This window comes from Fodinibius roseus, from assembly GCF_900129315.1.
In the GTDB taxonomy this organism is placed as follows: domain Bacteria; phylum Bacteroidota; class Rhodothermia; order Balneolales; family Balneolaceae; genus Fodinibius; species Fodinibius roseus.
On record NZ_FQUS01000015.1, the window covers coordinates 35320 to 52277 of the forward strand.

Consider the following 16958-nt stretch of genomic DNA (forward strand, 5'->3'; position numbering starts at 1 on the left):
GTTAATTTTCTTTGGAATTAGATGATTCAACAGCAGGTTTTGGACTTTTGGCCGCTCGCTGATCTTTTGCGAAGCTTCGCGCCACGACGTAAAAGACGGGGGTCAGAAAGAGGCCGATAATCGTCACCCCGAGCATCCCCGAAAACTCGGTCAGCCCGATGGCAAACCGCATTTCGGATCCGGGCGGCCTTAACGGCGGCTTCCCAGCGACTGACCCTTTCGTTTTCTTCAATTTGACGGGCAAACTCCACAATAAGAATGGCATTTTTACTGGCCAGCCCCACTAGTACCACCAGCCCGATCTGAGTTAATACATTCACATCCTGACCCATCAGGCCCAGTCCGGCAGCGGCCGAAAGCACACACATCGGTACGATGAGCACAATCGCCAGCGGCAGCAGCCAGCTCTCGTATTGGGCGGCAAGAATTAAGAAGGCGAATATAACAGCCAGGATAAATACGAGGATCGCCATATTTCCTACCTGTTTCTCCTGGTACGCCAGCTCAGTCCATTCAAAACCAATCCCGGGCGGAAGGATTTCTGCGGCCAGCGCCTCCATGCGCTCCAGGGCCTGTCCCGTACTGACGCCCGGTGCGGTATTTCCGCTTAAAGCAGCCGAGGGGTACAGGTTGAATCGCGGCACCCGTGAAGGCCCCGTCGTCTGGTCTACGTCTGATATGGAGCCGAGAGGAACCATATCGCCGCGATCATTGCGAACCCGCAGGTTCAAGAGGTCGTCGGAGCTGTTCCGGTAGGCTGCATCGGCCTGGGCGGTCACCTGGTACGTACGCCCCAGGTAGTTGAAGTCGTTCACATACGAGGATCCGATCATCAGGTTCAGCGTCTGGAACAGATCCGAAACCTTGACACCCAGCCGTTCAGCCCGCTCGCGATCAACGTCCAGGTCTACCTTGGGCGTACTTGTTTCAAAGGTGGTATACGCATTTACAATACCCGGGTCCTGGTTGGCGGCGCCGGCCAATGCCCAGGTAGCATTCTTAAGCGCCTCGGATCCAACGCCCCCCCGGTCCTGAACCATCATCTTAAAGCCTCCCGCATTGCCAATACCCTGGACGGGCGGGGGAGGAATGACAAAGACGTTTGCCTCCTGAACCTGCTGCGCCGTCTGGTTAAGCGTACCCAGCAGCTGTTCGTATCCGATGTTGTGGTCGTCCCGGTAGGAGAAATCCTCAAGCGGCAGGAAGATCACCGCTTCGTTGGGCGTATTGGTAAAGGTGGCCCCGGAGAGGCCCGTAAAGGCAATGGTATTCTCAACGCCGTCGATGCCTAAAAACTTATCGGTTGTCTCCTGTACCACGGCATCGGTGCGGTCCAGAGAGGCGCCCGGGGGCAGCTGTACGACTGTGATAAAGTATCCCTGGTCCTGCGGTGGGATGAATCCCCCGGGCAGCCGGTTAAAGAGGAAAAAGGCCAGTCCGATCAAAACCAGATAGACAGCCAGGGCGGATCGTTCTCTGTGGACGCCCTTCTGAACGACACGGGCATACTTGCCGGAGATCCGCTCCATGAACCGGTTAAACTTCCGGAACAGGTAGTCGACCGGCTTAAGCCATCCGGATCGTTTTACTCCGGTGGTATCCTTTAAGATAAGCGCACTCAGGGCGGGTGTTAGCGTCAGTGATACCACCAGTGACCACAGGGTGGCTGTCGCAATGGTCAGGGCAAACTGTCGGAAAAATTGTCCCGAAATGCCTTCCAGGAAGGCCGTCGGAATAAATACGCCCGCCAGTACCAGCACCATCGAAACCAGGGCTGTCCCCACTTCATCCATAGTCTTGTGAACCGCTTCGCGGGGTGCCATTCCTTCCTCTATATTGCGAGCCGCATCTTCCACGACGACAATGGCGTCATCTACCACAATGCCGATAGCCAGCACCAGTCCAAAGAGCGTCAGGTTATTGAGCGAGAAGCCCAGCAGGCTCATGATGACAAAGGTACCGATCAGGGAGATCGGAATCGCCAGGATAGGAATAATAGAGGCCCTGAACGATTGGAGGAACAGCACAATCACGATCACGACAAGAATGATCGCCTCCAGAATAGTGCGGTAGACCTCATCCAGCGATTGCTCGACGTATTCTGTCGGGTTATACAAAACCCGGTATTCCAATCCGGGTGGAAAATCGGCGGAGTATTCCTCCATCCGTGCCAGCACTTCATCGGCTGCCTCAAGGGCATTGGAGCCGGGTCGCTGAAATACGCCGATAGCTACGCCGGGATCTTTGCCAAGATAACTCCGGGTCGTATAATTCTGGGCGCCCAGCTCGACCCGTGCTATATCCCCGAGTCGTACAAGGCGTCCCTCTTCTTCCTTGACGATGACCTGCTCGAACTCCTCCGTCGTTTCAAGTCGCCCCCGGGTCTGTACGTTGATCCGGAACGCTCCGCTGCCGGTATTTGGCTCCTGGTTCAGGTTGCCGCTGGCCACCTGAACATTTTGTCCCCGCAGGGCAGCAAGTACATCGCCAGCGGTGATATTTAGCGTGGTCATACGATCCGGATCCACCCAGATACGCATGGCGTACTCGCTTCCTCCGAAGACCATGACGTTGCCGACCCCGTCTATGCGGGACAGCTGATCGCGTATGCGGAGGGTCGCATAGTTGGCGATGTACAGCTGGTCATAGCTTTGATCGGGGGACAGCAGGTTGACGACCATCAGGAAGTTCGGGGAGTTTTTCTGTGTCGTTATCCCGAGCTGTCGCGTCTGTTCCGGAAGCCTCGGCTCGGCGCGGGCCACCCGGTTTTGTACCTGTACCTGTGCATCGTCTACATCGGTGCCCAGTTCAAAAGTGATCGTAATGGTGAGACTTCCGTCGTCGGTAGCCTGCGACTCCATATAAATCATACTTTCGACTCCATTGATCTCCTGCTCCAGGGGAGTAGCCACCACTTCCGACACCGTTTTGGCGCTTGCTCCCGGCAAGGAGGCACGGACTTCAATCGTAGGCGGTACGATGTCCGGGTACTGGTTGACCGGCAGTGAAAAATAGGATAATCCTCCTATGATGACGATCAGCAGAGAGAATACGGTTGAGAGGATCGGTCGATCGGTAAAAATGTGCGTAATTTTCATTGCTGGTGCTCCTCCTCGGCAAGTGCTATATTATCCTGATTGGCGGTTACTTTCTGGCCCGGCTGAACTTTGCCGAGCCCGTTTACAATTACACGATCTTTTTTGGAAAGCCCCTCTTCTATAATTCTAAGATCGTTATGAAGCGTACCGGTTTTGACAAACTTCCGGCTTACCTTGCTGCTGTCATCGACCGTAAGCACATAGCGCTGCGCCTGGTCGCTGCCGATAGCCTTGTCCGGGACAAGCAGCTCCCGGTGTCGGCCGGTGGCTGAAAACCTCGCTTTGGCAAACATGCCGGGGGTCAGCAGCAGGTCATTATTGGGAAAGACCGCCCGTACCCGCAGGGTGCCGGTACTATGATCGATTTCGTTGTCGATGAAGTCGAGGTTTCCTTCGTAAGTAAATTGTTCTTCCCCCAACAACCGGGCTTTCACTGTTTGAAAGCTTTCCCTGGTCGTCGTAACATTCCCCTTGAAGGAGCCGCCCTTCATATATCGTATCAGCTTGTCTTCGCTGGCTTCAAATGTAAAGTAGATAGGATCGAGCGAAACGATCCGGGTCAACAGCGTCGCTGAAGAAAGTCCCCCGCTGACCAGGTTGCCTGTGCTGACAAAATTCTCGCTGATCTTACCGGAGACCGGGGCTTTGACTTCGGTATACTCGAGGTCCAGTTCCGCCGAGTGCACCGAGGCTTCCGCAGAGGATACCGCGGCCTCCGCCGACAGGTATTCCTGGTTTCGGCGGTCGATGAGTTCTTGAGAGACCGCGCCGGTAGACCGCAGGTCTTGAGCTCGTTCCAACTCTTTTTTGGCCAGTTCAAACCGCGTGCGTGCATTGTCAAGGTCGGCATGGGCCTGTTCCAGTGCGATCCGGTAGGGACGCTGGTCAATGACAAAGAGCACTTCTCCTTTTTCGACCATTTCGCCGTCGGTAAACCGGATTTCATCCAGATAACCGTTAATGCGCGCTCGCACCTCTACCCGTTCGATCGCCCGAAATCGCCCGGTGAATTCATCATACCGGGTAATTTCTTCCTCCAGTGGGGTACTTACACTCACTGTGGGCGGCGGCGGTGCCTGAGGCTGTGAAGAAGAACTGCTGCAAGCTGATAAAAGCGCCATAAGTCCTACCAGCACAACAGGAAGTATCGTTTCTTTCCTTGCCTTCCAATAATATTTTTGACGATTGTTCAATTGATTGCTCATTTCTGGTTTTTGTTCTGATACACGCGATAACTTCTGCTCATTCTGAATACCTGTATAGGTATCCCATAATTCTTTGAGTAAGTTTCGATATTCGGATATAAAGCTTTGTAAAATCATAATCCTGGTTGGTTATAAATTGTTCAGCTGAACTAATCGTACTCCAGCTCTTTCAAGATTTTTTTAGTCGTATTTTTAAATGGTAATGAATCAGATCGAACGGGGTATTCTGTTTCATCCCACTCTATCTCATCCAGTTGAAAATGTTCGGGGGTCGAATTGGATGTAATCCCATCCCCCGGGTTATTGTACGTTGCGTCATCCATATATTTGGGGTTTAAGATGCCTGGCGGGCAAATTTATCCCGCCAGGCTTGGTTAAGGGATTGAGATTAAAATCCAAGGAATAACGCGGCTGAAAAGACTCCATTCCTGGCCTCGGGTTCCTGGGACGTATCAAATACGTCCGTCAACCCAAGGGAATAGCGTAAGTCTAAACCAACAGTCCGGATAAAATCTGTTGGATCAGAACCCAGGTTGTAATCTAATCCTGTCCCAAAAGCGATACCGAATTCGGCATCTTGCAGCTCGTCGTCGATATCATTGCTATTCGAGTCACCGTAAAGCTTAAATCCCACTTCGGGACCTGCATACAAGTGGGGGCTGAATAAGGATCCCGTGGGGATATAAAATTTAGCCAGCACCGGTACGTTCAGATAACCGAATTCATAGTCGACCGGCCCATTTTCGCCTATCAATCCGGACGAAACATCGGCGCCTTTCATGTTAAATATTACCTCGGGCTGCAACGCCCAGTAATCGTTAAAGCGATAGTTTAGCAGAATACCGCCGCTAAAACCTCCGCGGACATCCGTTTGGCCGACGTCATCTCCATAAAAATCAGAAACATTAACACCGGCTTTAAGTCCCCAGGTTAACGGTTCTTGTTGGTGGGTTTGGGCGAAAGTTGATGTGACTCCCGCTCCCAAGATGAATATGATGAGTGTAATAAAAGTTAGACTTATTCGTTTTATATTGTTGATTAACATGAGTTGCCTCATTAACTTTAATAATTAATGAGCACGAAAGGTGCTCGTATTTATGATGAGAGGTGCACACATCGCTGTTTAGAGGACTGTGATGTGATGCACCTTTTTTATTTAAGATACTTACCATAAAAGTAAGTACTCACTTACCCTCAGGGGTAAATTTTTTTAAACCTCGTATTTCTGTTTCACAAAATTTATATATTCCTGGTCGCAGCCGTTGTCAGTATTACAATGCTTTCTGCATAGATCTCCGATTATATTCATAAGTAGTTCCGTTTCCATTTCAGGATTGTCATAATCCAATTCTCTAAACGCTTTTTCCAGCATCGTTTCAAACGTATTTATCAGCTCTTTTTTTTCATGATACTGCTGTTTCGCCGGACATTGGTACTTCAAAGAAAATTGCAATTTCCAGAAATCCCGGTTGGAACTGACCAACGGCGGAAAATCGAAGGCCGTTTCAATGACTTTCTTCGGATCATCCTGGTTTTCTATGCGTTTTATAAAATCTCTTATATCATCATTAGCCAGGTTTACAATGGCATGTAGCAGGCCTTCTTTACTTTGAAAATGCTTAAAGATCAATCCTTCAGAAACGCCAGCCTGACACGCAATCTTGCTGGTGGACGTATTTTGATACCCTTCATTTGCAAACAGTTCCAGGGCAGTTCCCAATATTTGTTCTCGTTTCTTCGTCATTTTGCCGACTATAAAAGTAAGTAATCACTCACCAAGGTAAAAAGCCTCAGAATAAGATCCAAAATTTTTTTGAATAATTTATTTCTTACGGGTTACCCGTACTTTTTGGGATTACACAGAACTGTTTTTAACCGGAACGCAGAAGGCGAACGTCCGCCCGAATGCCGTGCATTAGTAGAATAATCATCCCTGACCTGCGGCCTGATGGGACCTGCTATGCGATTACCAGAGGAAATGAAGCGGGGACCATTTATTGTATGGTTCAGCGCTGATCCATTGGCTGTAACAGTTTTACTGTTGTTCATAGCTTGCTTATTGATACGTTATTCAAAAAGAGAACTGGTTGGGGCCGATAGGAAAGCAAATAAAATTGGTTACGGATTCCCATGGCCGCTATTCTTAGAAAACTTGTCCGGTGCATCTTAGGAGCCTGATATTTACAAAAAGGACGTCCTCACCTGCCTTAGAGATTGTAACGAGAGCCAAACCCGACTGACTCACAGTAGATTTTGCTAAGTCCGACAGGCTCTTAGGTGGGGAAATTCTGGGTGACCGTTTTGAACTAACAGCAGCATTCCGCCTGGACGGGTTCTTCTTTTGTCGAAGGATCCGCCGGGGGAGTAAGACTGAATCCTTCATCCGTGTAGTGGTATTGAATACGAATGGCGTTTGCAATAGCAATGAGGGCAACCCCCACATCCGCAAAAATAGCTTCCCACATGCTTGCCATTCCCAGCGTTGCCAAGGCCATCACCAATATTTTAATACCCAGGGCAAAGCCTATGTTCTGCCAAACCACGCGGTGCGTGAATTGAGCTATATCGATAGCCAGGGGTATTTTGGACGGCTGGTCGGTCTGAATGACTACGTCCGCGGTCTCGACGGTAGCATCGGACCCGATCCCTCCCATGGCTATGCCGACATCGGCGAGAGTAATCACCGGGGCATCGTTGACCCCGTCCCCGATAAAACCAACCGTACGGTCTGGCTGCAACGCCTCTTCTACCTGCCGGTATTTTTCATCCGGAAGCAGGTTGCCATACGCCTTGTCCAGCCCCAGCTTCCGGGCTATCGCGTCCACCACTTCCTGGTTGTCGCCGGACAACATGATAAGCTCACTGATCCCCAGCCCGCGAAGATCTTCGATCGCTTTTTTACTGTCTTCTTTAATTCGATCTGCGATACCGATGATCCCGGCGTGGACTCCCTCAACAGCAACATGAACACAGGTGTAGGTTTCATCTAACCCATTTCCACGGTACTGCACGCCATGATCAGCCAGCCAGTCACGGTTTCCCACCAGTATGCTGCGCGAGCCGATCTCCCCTTCCAGCCCTCTGCCCGCGCTTTCCTGCTGCCGCTGTACCGATTGCAACGGTTGTCCATTTGTATAATCCACAATAGCCTTTGCGATCGGGTGAGTGGAGTGTTGTTCCAGGGAAGCCGCTAACAGCAAAAGCTCTTCCCGGTCAAATCCGTTCAGGGGATGGACCTCCTGCACCTCAAAGGTACCTTCGGTAAGGGTTCCGGTTTTGTCCATGAACAGCATATTCATTTTGCGAAGCTGATCCAGAAAGTCAGAGCCTTTGAGCAGGATACCGTTTTGGGAAGCCGCCCCGATACCGCCGAAGTATCCGAGAGGAATGGATATAACGAGTCCGCAGGGACAGGAAACAACAAGGAAAATGAGTGCGCGATAAAACCAGTCCTGGAATACGTAATGGTCCACGACGAGATAGGGAACAAAGGTAAGCGCCACGGCGAGCCACACGACCACCGGGGTATAGACTTTTGCGAACTTAGTCATAAACCGCTGGGTGGGCGCCTTGCGCCGGGCCGCCTCCTGTACCATGGTTAAGATATGCGATAGCTTGGTGTCTTTGTAACCGCTGGTTACTTTAATACGCACCGGCACGTCCTGGTTGATGGACCCTGCCCATATCTCTTCTCCGGTATAGCGTGCGATCGGTTTGGATTCCCCGGTGAGCGCTGCAGTATTAAAGGAGGCCCTTTCCGTGATCAGTTCTCCATCCAGTGGCACCTTTTCCCCGGGCCTGACCCGGATTACCTCACCCATTTTAACTTCAGAGGGATGGACTTGCTCAGTCGATCCCTCCCGTTCGACCGCCGCTACATCCGGCTGCTGGTTTATCAGCTCCCTGATGGAATGTTTGGCCCGGTGCACCGCCCCGTGCTGGGCATACTCGCCGATCATATAGAAAAGCATGACGGCCACACCCTCCGCATACTCGCCGATGGCAAATGCCCCTACGGTAGCGATACCCATCAGCAGAAATTCACTGAATATGGTCCCGTTTTTTATAGAGCTAAAGGCCTTCAGCCAAACGGGTCCCCCCACCGCCAGGTACGACAAACCATATAACGGGAGGTAAAGGTAATGCCGGTTGGGGATGTCTGTGGCGTACTGGACGATCAGCGCCGCAGCAAGCAACAGGCCGCTGATAACCGCTTCCTTGTATTTTTTGATAAATGCGATAATAAACTCCGTTATTTAATAGCGAGCTTCAAACCGTTGTTGTGGCCGGTCTTTGCATTTTCGCAAACCCCACCTCCTCACATATGCCTTATATATGCCGTGATTCAGACTTCGCCAGGCTTTGAAGCCGGTCAAAATGCCTGGTTTTCCAAGCTCTTTGATATTCTGTTGGCAAGATAGGGATAGAGTGGGTAATGGTCTTATATCTTTATGTATATCTTGTGCAGGATTATGTTACAGCTGATCGATGGAGGTGCGCTTGTTCTCCTTTATATTCTTGAAATGGGAGGGCGCCAGGCCGGTTTCTTTCTTAAACTGACGCGAAAAATGCTGCTGGCTGCTGTAGTCCAGCTCATAGGCTATTTCGCTGAGCGTCTTTTCACCGTAGACAATAAGTTCTTTAGCCCGTTCAATTTTCTGGAGGATGAAATAGCGCTCGATAGATTTACCCTCTACCGCCGAAAAGAGCCGGCTGAGCTGCTGATAATCCTTGAGGATACGGTCTGAAAGAAAGTCCGAGAGGTTGCCGTCAAGCGGCTCGCCGGAGCGAATATGATCAATAATAAGATGTTTGATACGCTCTACGATCTGGCTGGCTTCATCATTGATGATATCAAATCCGTTATTGCGTACGACCGCCACCAGCCGTTTATAGGCGGCTTTATCGAGCGTTTCCGCCAGCTGCAGTTCCCCCAGCTCAATTTTTTGGACACGGAAACCGTTTTCCTCCAGTTTTTCCTTCAGTACCTCTGCGCAGTGACTGCACACCATGTTTTTTATGAGGAAATTTTTCTTCGTATCCATATCTGAAGTAGTCGTCCATTAATGCGGTTATGAGGGGGCGTTAAACCGTATTTTCCAGCCGGTCCACAAGCCATTGGAGATGAGAAATCCCCGTTGGTCTCCGATAGTTCTAACTGAATAATACGGCGCATGATTCCAAATTTACAGTGGAGTTTGTGATTAATGTGAATAAGATAAGTACGCAGTGGGGTTTCAAAAGTAAAAATAGATGCTGACAAGTTGTTTTAACCATTAATCGCATAACGTAGTAAGGAAACATTTGGTACGGTCCCTGCAACGGAAGACAGGTGATGGTTGTAAAGAATTGTGCTGCGGCTTTTGCTTTGCACCTCCTTTGGTTATTATTGAGATGATCTATACGGATCTCAGCCGATAAACAAACGGCGGCCCTCTGGCATTGCAGAACCCAACAAAATAATTAACCAAACAAAATAAAATAGACCCATGTACACCGGATTTCAACACCTGCATTCCGGCATAGCCTATATTGTGCTTGCCGTTTTACTGTTTTCCTTTATCTATGCACTTATTAATTTCCTACAAAAAAAGCCCTTCAATGAAAAGGTACGGAAAGCCTCGCTGGCGGGACTTATTGCAGTGCATCTTCAGCTGCTGATCGGCCTGGTTTTGTATGTTATTTCTCCGCTGGGACTATCCAATTTTTCCGGTGAAGCGATGGGGGATGCGATGTCGCGGCTGTATATGCTGGAGCACCCGCTGACGATGATTATCGGAATCATTCTGATCACCGTAGGTTATTCCAAAGCGAAGCGGGGCACCGGCGACGCCACGCGATATAAGAAACTGCTCATCTATTACGGGGTGGGCATTGCACTTATCCTTTTGCGCATTCCCTGGTCCGTATGGCCTCCGATAGGCAGCTGAAGCCTGGGATCCGTGATCAGTGTTGTTTCCAACAGTAACCAGCAGGAACGATCGCCCGGACTTCTTTCTACTTCCCGATATCAACGAGGTGTTCCTTTCGGCGTCGGCGTGCTTTCAGGTATCGCTCATCCTCGGCATAGGTAGTCGGATATACCTTGGGTACCGGCTGGGGCTTCATTTCATGATCGACATTCACGAACGTAAAAACGCAGGTATTGGAAAGGGCCCGGGTCACCTTATCAAGGCTGGTGCGTTCAATGTCAATTTCAATGCTGATTGACGTATCGCCGGTGTAGACAATCCGGCTGGTAAAATCGAGTTTATCGCCGATACGAATGGGCTGGAGGAAGTTAATGCGATTTACCCGTACGAATACCGGCCGGTGGGAGGCGATCTCTTCTGCATGCATCAGGGACAATTCAAAAGCGCGGCGAATGACATACCCGCCAAAAATTTTCTTCGGCACATTTTCCTGGTCCGGGTACATCCGCTCCATGCTGTTGCGGATCAGGTTCCCGACCAGCAGCCCGTCAAAATCCTCATTTTCCTGGGCTTTGTGCAGCGCCCGCAGGTGGTGGAACTCCTCTTTGCTCGGCGGGTCCTCCAGCGCATCGATCTGCTCTCGGTACGCTTGTCGACGCTCAATAGCTGCTTCGTACCGCTCCTTTTCGATGTCGCTTTCATATTCCAGCGGCGGAATGGGCAGGCTTTTCGCCGCCTCCTCCCTGCCGGTCCGGGCCACCATCGTAAAATAGCAGGCCGCCAGCGAGTGCCTGGCCTCCTTATCCTGGTCCACACGGATTCCGACTTCCATCGACGTGCGTCCCACATAGTTAATACGCGCCCGCAGGTAAACATCCTTGTTGATATCGCCGGGCACGTGCAGGGCAATATCATCCACCGCGGCGGTTACGACCCGCCCCTCCGGCTCAAACTGATGCACGTAGTCAAGAGCGATATCTTCGGCCAGTTTATCGAGCTCCTCAAGCAGCAGTCCCCACCGCATGTTGCCTGGTATATCCTTGTCCAAGATCATAAAGCGCCGGCGAAGGCTGGGGTCGGTACTGAATGGCAGGGTACGTTCGATAGAAGTATCTACGGGTCTCATAGCGCGGCCAATAATTACAATTGGTTAAAAAGAAAGATAAATAATTTTTGGTTCGTATTTAATATTAGGAAGATAGGGAAGAGGATAAAGGGATTTTTTAGATTATCCCCGGAAATTCAGCAAGATGGATCTAACAGAACATCGGGGAGTCCTGTTGTACAGACATGAAATTCGGGAAGATTCTTTTCAATACCGTAATGAGATAGGTTGGATCAGGGTCTGAACATTGTGCTGGTAACTGCTTAGATCCAGTGAAACAGTCCATTTTAGGTGCGGGTTATTTCAATCGCATGACAAGAAAACACAAATAAATAAGATGTTTTTCTTTCGAAAAAGAGTTTGCAGAGGTAATATTTTTTATTACATTAAGTATGGTTGTCCAAACAACCATATAATACAAGGAATAAGGGCATAACTCTTATAACTATCAGTGTGTTAAAGGGATACAGCGTTGCTTAAACTTTTTCGTGCAAGAATATGAAATTAAAACCTCCTTATTGAAGGGAAGTAATATGTTATAGCGAGTGAAATTTACGCACGAATGAACAGAAAAAGAAACTCTTTTAATAATCCTTTAACATAAAGAAAGGGTATTTCTTTAATATTTTTCTATTGAAATAAAATAAAACCATTATTAATCAATAAACGGGTCTGAAAGTAATTTTTTGTACCGTATTAATGAAGTAAAGGAATGGAATAATAGTGTGATGGTGTGGTTTTAAATTGGTTTATTGGCAGCCAATTGAACGGGTTGGAGAGAAATGGTGTGGGCATTTTGACGATTTCTTATCCATTAACATATGAATATATAGTCGTTGCTACATTTTTCAGGATGTCGGCAGTGCTATTATAAAGCTAACAGTTGAATACCTTAACAATTGAAAGGGAAGTAGATAATAAGCGTATTTCTTCTATCTATTTCGTTTTCTGAACTTTAATCCTATAATATCTTATCTATAGCATGGGGATACAAACAATGAAAAATAAGCTACTGCTTACTTTTGGTTTACTTATTTTCTTATCGTCAACCGCCTTTGCCCAGGAGGAAAGAACGATCCAGGGTACGGTAACCGATTCGGAGGGGAAGCCTCTGCCCGGGGTAAATGTGCTGGTCAAAGGGACCAACATTGGTACTGCCACCAATGTGGAAGGACATTATGAAATAACGATAAGCGAAGAAAATGTGACGCTTATCTTTAGCATGGTGGGATTTGAACAAACAGAAATAAATACACAGGATCAGAGTAAAATCGATGTGGTATTACGGGAAGGAACCGTCGGCCTGGATGAGGTGACCGTAGTCGGTTACAGCGAGGTAGATACGGAACACCTGGCTTCTTCGGTTTCAAAAGTGGAGATGGATAATATACAGACGCGTTCCATTGCCAAATTGCAAGAAGCTTTCAGTGGTACGCTGCCCGGGGTAACGCTCATGCAGGGCAGCAACCTGCCGGGCAGCGTGCCGGGCACCATCTCGATACGGGGGATCAGCACGCTTCAGAATGCCTCTCCCCTGGTCATCGTTGATGGAATGGAGCAGTCCCTGACGGATATCGATCCCAACCAGATTAAAGATATTACCGTGCTGAAAGACGCCGCTTCGGCGGCCATGTACGGCTCGCGGGGGGCCAACGGGGTCATTATTATCGAAACCAAGCGGGGAACTGCAGACCAGTTTATGGTAGATGTGCACAGCTGGGCTGCCGTTGATGATCCCATTAAGTTACCTGACTTTGTCAATTCAGCGAACTATATGCGCCTGAATAACGAAGCTCGCTCCATTCAGGGACAATCGGAACAGTTTACGCAGCAGGAGATCGATTTGGCCGAGCAGGGAGAGTATATCAATACCGACTGGATGGATACCATTATGGAACGAAAGGCCTACACCCATAATACGTCCGCCAGCATCTCCGGTGGTGGGGGCGTTGGTACCTTTAATCTGATGCTCGGGTATATCGAAGAAAATGGGTTAAACAATTATGAGGGGACGCAGAAGTTCAGCGCCCGGTTTAATACGAACATTAACATCGCCGATCAGTTTGAGCTTTTAGCCGACTTTTATGCGCACCGGCTGCAGGTCGACCGCTTATATGCGAATACGGATGGCCATGGGTTATATAGGATGGCCTGGGAAATGAATCCCACGCAAGAAGTATTTTATAACTCGGATCTGGACAATCATTATAAGCTGCATAACGACCAGAATCCGCTCGCCTCTATTCACGAAGGAGGGGCCTGGAATGCCCTGTACGACCGGAGTACCATTAACTTAAGGCCGCGCTACTACATTAATGATAACCTGCACCTGGCGGGGAATGTCTCCTATATCGTCAACAAATCCGCTGATAAATATGAGCGAGACACCTTTAAGTTCTACGACGGGGACGGGGAGCCGGTCGACGTCTGGCAAAATGCCGTGGGATCATCCCAGGGAGTGAGCAGAAGCCAGATAACGGCCCGCGCCCTGATTAATTACGAACAGAATCTCCGGAAGGATAAGGACAAGATCTATTTGATTGCCGGGTCGGAGATCATGAATAATACCTATACCGATTACCGGGAGATTGCGAAATCTTCCTTTTTCGGCAAGCTCAACTATTCTTTTGATAACCGCTATCTGCTGGAGGGAACGGCCCGGGCGGATGGCAGCAGTAAATTTGCTCCCGGCCAGCGCTGGGGGTTCTTCCCCTCCGGGGCCTTTGCCTGGAATATTCATAATGAGAGCTTTATGTCGGGACTGACCGACAGCGGGTTTTTAAACAGGATGAAAGTTCGCTTTTCCTACGGGATCATCGGAAATGAGAATGTAGATCCCTACCTATGGCAGGAGGTTGTAAATACCTGGGGCTGGACCATGCGTGTTCCGAATCCGGATTTTACCTGGGAAAAGCAAAACCAGAAAAACCTTGGAGTTGACCTTACAGTACTTGATAACCGTCTTGACGTTTCGTTCGAAACCTATAATAAACATTCCTATGACTTGATCTATTCGGATTTCCCGGTCCCCCCGCTAACAGGTTCGTACTACCTGACCTCCTCTGTGAACATAGGAGAAGTTGAAAATAAAGGTTGGGAAGTTTCGGCGAGCTGGAGTGACCAGGCCGGTGATTTCTCCTATAAGGTAGGGGGCATGCTTTTTAATAACGAAAATAAAGTATTAAAGGCTGGGTATGCCAAGTCGGACACCCTCATTTTTACCGATGATCCCGATAAAATCTGGTATAGAGGCATTGCCATCGACAACTATTACGGCTATGAAAGCGATGGATACTTCCAGAACCAGCAGGAAGTGGATGAGGCCGATGCCAAGCTGGCGAATACCATGCCCGGCGATATCCGGTATGTCGATCAAAACGGGGATGGCGTGATCAATAATCAGGACAAAGTAAATCTCGGAGACCCGTTTCCGCACTTTAATTATTCTGTTAATATCGATCTGAATTACAAGCGGTGGGATTTCAGCGCTGTAGGGCAGGGGGTCGGCAAGCGTACCGGCCGGTTAAAGGGTCTGGAGGGCTATCCGGTCAAAATGGACGGTTCTACGAATAGCTTGGGAACTCCGAGAGCGTATTATATGAACAATCGATGGACCCCGGAGAATCCCGACAGCCGTTTCCCGAGAGTCTGGACCGGTTCCTCCCCGAATGCCGAGTTGAGTGACGTCTGGCTGAGCGATGCTTCATTCTTCCGTATTAAGACGCTGGAAGTGGGCTATTCTATACCGTCCATAGGTAACAGTATCAGGAACGTACGCATCTACCTGAATGCCCAGGATGCCTTTACATTTACGGATTGGGAAGGAATTGAGCCCGAAAGAGATGAGGACTATAATGGCAATGGCCGATATCCAAGAATGGCCAGCTACAGCATCGGCATACAGGCAACCATAAACTAAGACCCCGTTAGATAGAGTATTGCAAAGCCAAAAAAATTAACAGTAAAGCTTATGTCAGTTATGAGAAAGGTAATATATTTCATAGTGTTTATTTCCGTAGGGTTGGTGGGGTGTGAGGACTTTTTAGACAAGACGGATCCCACGGCAACCTCTTTTGATGAGTTCTATAATGATGAGGAGGACTTACGCCGGGTGGTATACAGCAGTTATTATGATGTTTTTACGCATCATGCCAATCGGACGACCTTGTTTTACATGCAGGACGGTAAATCCGATAACGCCTACAGCCGATTGGAAGGCGACCATCACCAGCGGATAGCCAACGGTGATTTCAACAGCAATACCGAGGCGTTCTCTTACTACTACGAGTTACAGATGAAGCACCTCGGAAGGTTAAATACCTTTATCGCAAACACGGACGTACCGTACGTGGAGGATGAGGCTACGCGGACGAAATACGAGAATATTTTAAAGGGGTTGCGCATCTGGCACTACTTTAAGCTTACCTTCAGATGGGGAGATGTGCCGTTTCATCTGGAACCGGCCGATTTATCCAATGCCACCCAGCCTACCACGCCCAAGGAGGAGATCCTGGAGACCATCTTTCCACAGGCGATTGAAATTGCGGAAAGTCTGCCGGAAGAAGAATACACCACCGATAAATATATGTTTAATGAGTATTCCCTGAAGGCGCTCACGATGCGCTATGCGCTGTACAATGAGCGCTATCAGATGGCCGTTGATCTGGCCCGGGAGATTATGGAGAGTGGGAATTACGAACTGCATCCCAACTACGGCGACCTGTTTCAGTATGAAGCGGATTCTGATAATAATGAATTTATCATACACCAGAACCAGGAAAGTTATAGCGGAAGCACGACATACTCCTTCAGAGATTTAGGCCCTCATTACAGAACCGGGGACGGGCAGTCGTACCTGGTTCCCCTGAAGTCGCTGGTGGATGCGTACTGGACGCTGAATGGATACCGCATCGACAATTGTCCCCAGCATACCAAAAGAGAACATGAGTTAAATCCGAACCTGCACCGGGATCCCCGCTATGAAGCCAGCATAATGGGACACGGTGATCTGTTCTATGAAGATACCATCGATATTTATAATGAGAACAGTCCCATGTATCACGAAAACGAGCGGGCCAGCGAGTCCGGCTACTGGTTTAAAAAGTTTGTCTCAGAAGCTGATGCGTTTAGCAGCGGAAACTTTGAATTTGGCCTGCTGCGGTATGCCGAGGTGTTGCTGACATATGCAGAGGCAAAGATCATGATGAATGAGATAGATGCTTCAGTAAAGGATGCTATAAACCAGGTCAGGGAGCGGGCCGGATTGGATATGTCCGAAGCCGACGTAACCCTGCCGCGTTACAGCGCTTACACACAGGATCAGTGGATTGACCTGATAAGAAATGAACGCAGGATTGAGTTTGCGGCGGAAGGTCTTCGCTATGCGGATATTAAACGGTGGAGAACAGCAGAAGAGGTGTTGAATCAGCCCGCATTGGGACACACCCGGGAAGTCAATGGAGAACTTCAGTCGCTTCATATTGAAGATCGTTCGTTTGAACCTCATAATTACCTGTGGCCTTTCCATGAAAATAGCTTGAAGGTGGAGCCCGGGTTAGAACAGAATCCCGGTTATTAATTGATCGGCCGGTATTGTGATCGGAATTCATTTCTGACAGGCCCGCAAGGTTTCCCAAAA

10 protein-coding genes and 1 pseudogene are annotated in these 16958 nt (G+C 49.1%); 3 read left to right on the forward strand and 8 right to left on the reverse strand.

The window, feature by feature from the left end; all coding sequences use genetic code 11:
- Position 1 precedes the first annotated feature (1 nt).
- The 7 genes and pseudogenes from BUB16_RS13835 to BUB16_RS13865 form a co-directional block, all read right to left on the reverse strand.
- Positions 2–3098: pseudogene (locus BUB16_RS13835) on the reverse strand (efflux RND transporter permease subunit).
- On the reverse strand, positions 3095–4420 hold the full coding sequence (locus BUB16_RS13840; RefSeq protein ID WP_084088296.1) for an efflux RND transporter periplasmic adaptor subunit: 1326 nt from the start codon (positions 4418–4420) through the stop codon (positions 3095–3097). Before BUB16_RS13840 ends, BUB16_RS13835 begins: the two are co-directional and overlap by 4 nt.
- 32 nt (positions 4421–4452) lie before the next feature.
- Positions 4453–4626 (reverse strand): hypothetical protein, encoded by a 174-nt coding sequence (locus BUB16_RS21580; protein ID WP_170864399.1) that lies wholly within the window; start codon positions 4624–4626, stop codon positions 4453–4455.
- Between the two features lie 65 nt (positions 4627–4691).
- Positions 4692–5348, reverse strand: coding sequence for a porin family protein (locus tag BUB16_RS13845; RefSeq protein WP_170864400.1), 657 nt, complete (start codon positions 5346–5348; stop codon positions 4692–4694).
- A gap of 165 nt (positions 5349–5513) precedes the next feature.
- Positions 5514–6047, reverse strand: a complete 534-nt coding sequence (locus BUB16_RS13850; RefSeq protein WP_073065537.1) for a TetR/AcrR family transcriptional regulator — start codon at positions 6045–6047, stop codon at positions 5514–5516.
- A 562-nt stretch (positions 6048–6609) separates the two neighbouring features.
- A complete protein-coding gene (locus tag BUB16_RS13855; protein WP_244545704.1) occupies positions 6610–8499 on the reverse strand; it encodes a heavy metal translocating P-type ATPase in 1890 nt (629 codons plus the stop codon).
- A 279-nt stretch (positions 8500–8778) separates the two neighbouring features.
- Positions 8779–9348, reverse strand: a complete 570-nt coding sequence (locus BUB16_RS13865) for a helix-turn-helix domain-containing protein (protein ID WP_073065545.1) — start codon at positions 9346–9348, stop codon at positions 8779–8781.
- Between the two features lie 444 nt (positions 9349–9792).
- Between BUB16_RS13865 and BUB16_RS13870 the strand changes: the two genes are divergently transcribed.
- The gene (locus BUB16_RS13870) at positions 9793–10233 is read left to right on the forward strand and encodes a hypothetical protein (RefSeq protein ID WP_073065548.1); all 441 of its coding nucleotides are present in this window, start codon (positions 9793–9795) and stop codon (positions 10231–10233) included.
- A 67-nt stretch (positions 10234–10300) separates the two neighbouring features.
- Here BUB16_RS13870 and BUB16_RS13875 read toward each other — a convergent pair whose 3' ends face one another.
- Positions 10301–11341: a hotdog domain-containing protein gene (locus tag BUB16_RS13875; protein WP_073065552.1), complete on the reverse strand. Its 1041-nt coding sequence runs from the start codon at positions 11339–11341 to the stop codon at positions 10301–10303.
- Between the two features lie 976 nt (positions 11342–12317).
- On the opposite strand from BUB16_RS13875, the gene BUB16_RS13880 reads away from it, so the two are divergent.
- Positions 12318–15239, forward strand: a complete 2922-nt coding sequence (locus BUB16_RS13880) for a SusC/RagA family TonB-linked outer membrane protein (RefSeq protein WP_073065555.1) — start codon at positions 12318–12320, stop codon at positions 15237–15239.
- 60 nt (positions 15240–15299) lie between these two features.
- Positions 15300–16898: a RagB/SusD family nutrient uptake outer membrane protein gene (locus BUB16_RS13885; RefSeq protein WP_073065558.1), complete on the forward strand. Its 1599-nt coding sequence runs from the start codon at positions 15300–15302 to the stop codon at positions 16896–16898.
- The last annotated feature ends 60 nt before the right edge of the window (positions 16899–16958 follow it).

Coding starts and splice junctions, on each gene's coding strand:
- BUB16_RS13840 (WP_084088296.1), bottom strand. CDS start 4,420: ATGATTTTACAAAGCTTTATATCCGAATATCGAAACTTACTCAAAGAA.
- BUB16_RS21580 (WP_170864399.1), bottom strand. CDS start 4,626: ATGGATGACGCAACGTACAATAACCCGGGGGATGGGATTACATCCAAT.
- BUB16_RS13845 (WP_170864400.1), bottom strand. CDS start 5,348: ATGTTAATCAACAATATAAAACGAATAAGTCTAACTTTTATTACACTC.
- BUB16_RS13850 (WP_073065537.1), bottom strand. CDS start 6,047: ATGACGAAGAAACGAGAACAAATATTGGGAACTGCCCTGGAACTGTTT.
- BUB16_RS13865 (WP_073065545.1), bottom strand. CDS start 9,348: ATGGATACGAAGAAAAATTTCCTCATAAAAAACATGGTGTGCAGTCAC.
- BUB16_RS13870 (WP_073065548.1), top strand. CDS start 9,793: ATGTACACCGGATTTCAACACCTGCATTCCGGCATAGCCTATATTGTG.
- BUB16_RS13875 (WP_073065552.1), bottom strand. CDS start 11,341: ATGAGACCCGTAGATACTTCTATCGAACGTACCCTGCCATTCAGTACC.
- BUB16_RS13880 (WP_073065555.1), top strand. CDS start 12,318: ATGAAAAATAAGCTACTGCTTACTTTTGGTTTACTTATTTTCTTATCG.
- BUB16_RS13885 (WP_073065558.1), top strand. CDS start 15,300: ATGAGAAAGGTAATATATTTCATAGTGTTTATTTCCGTAGGGTTGGTG.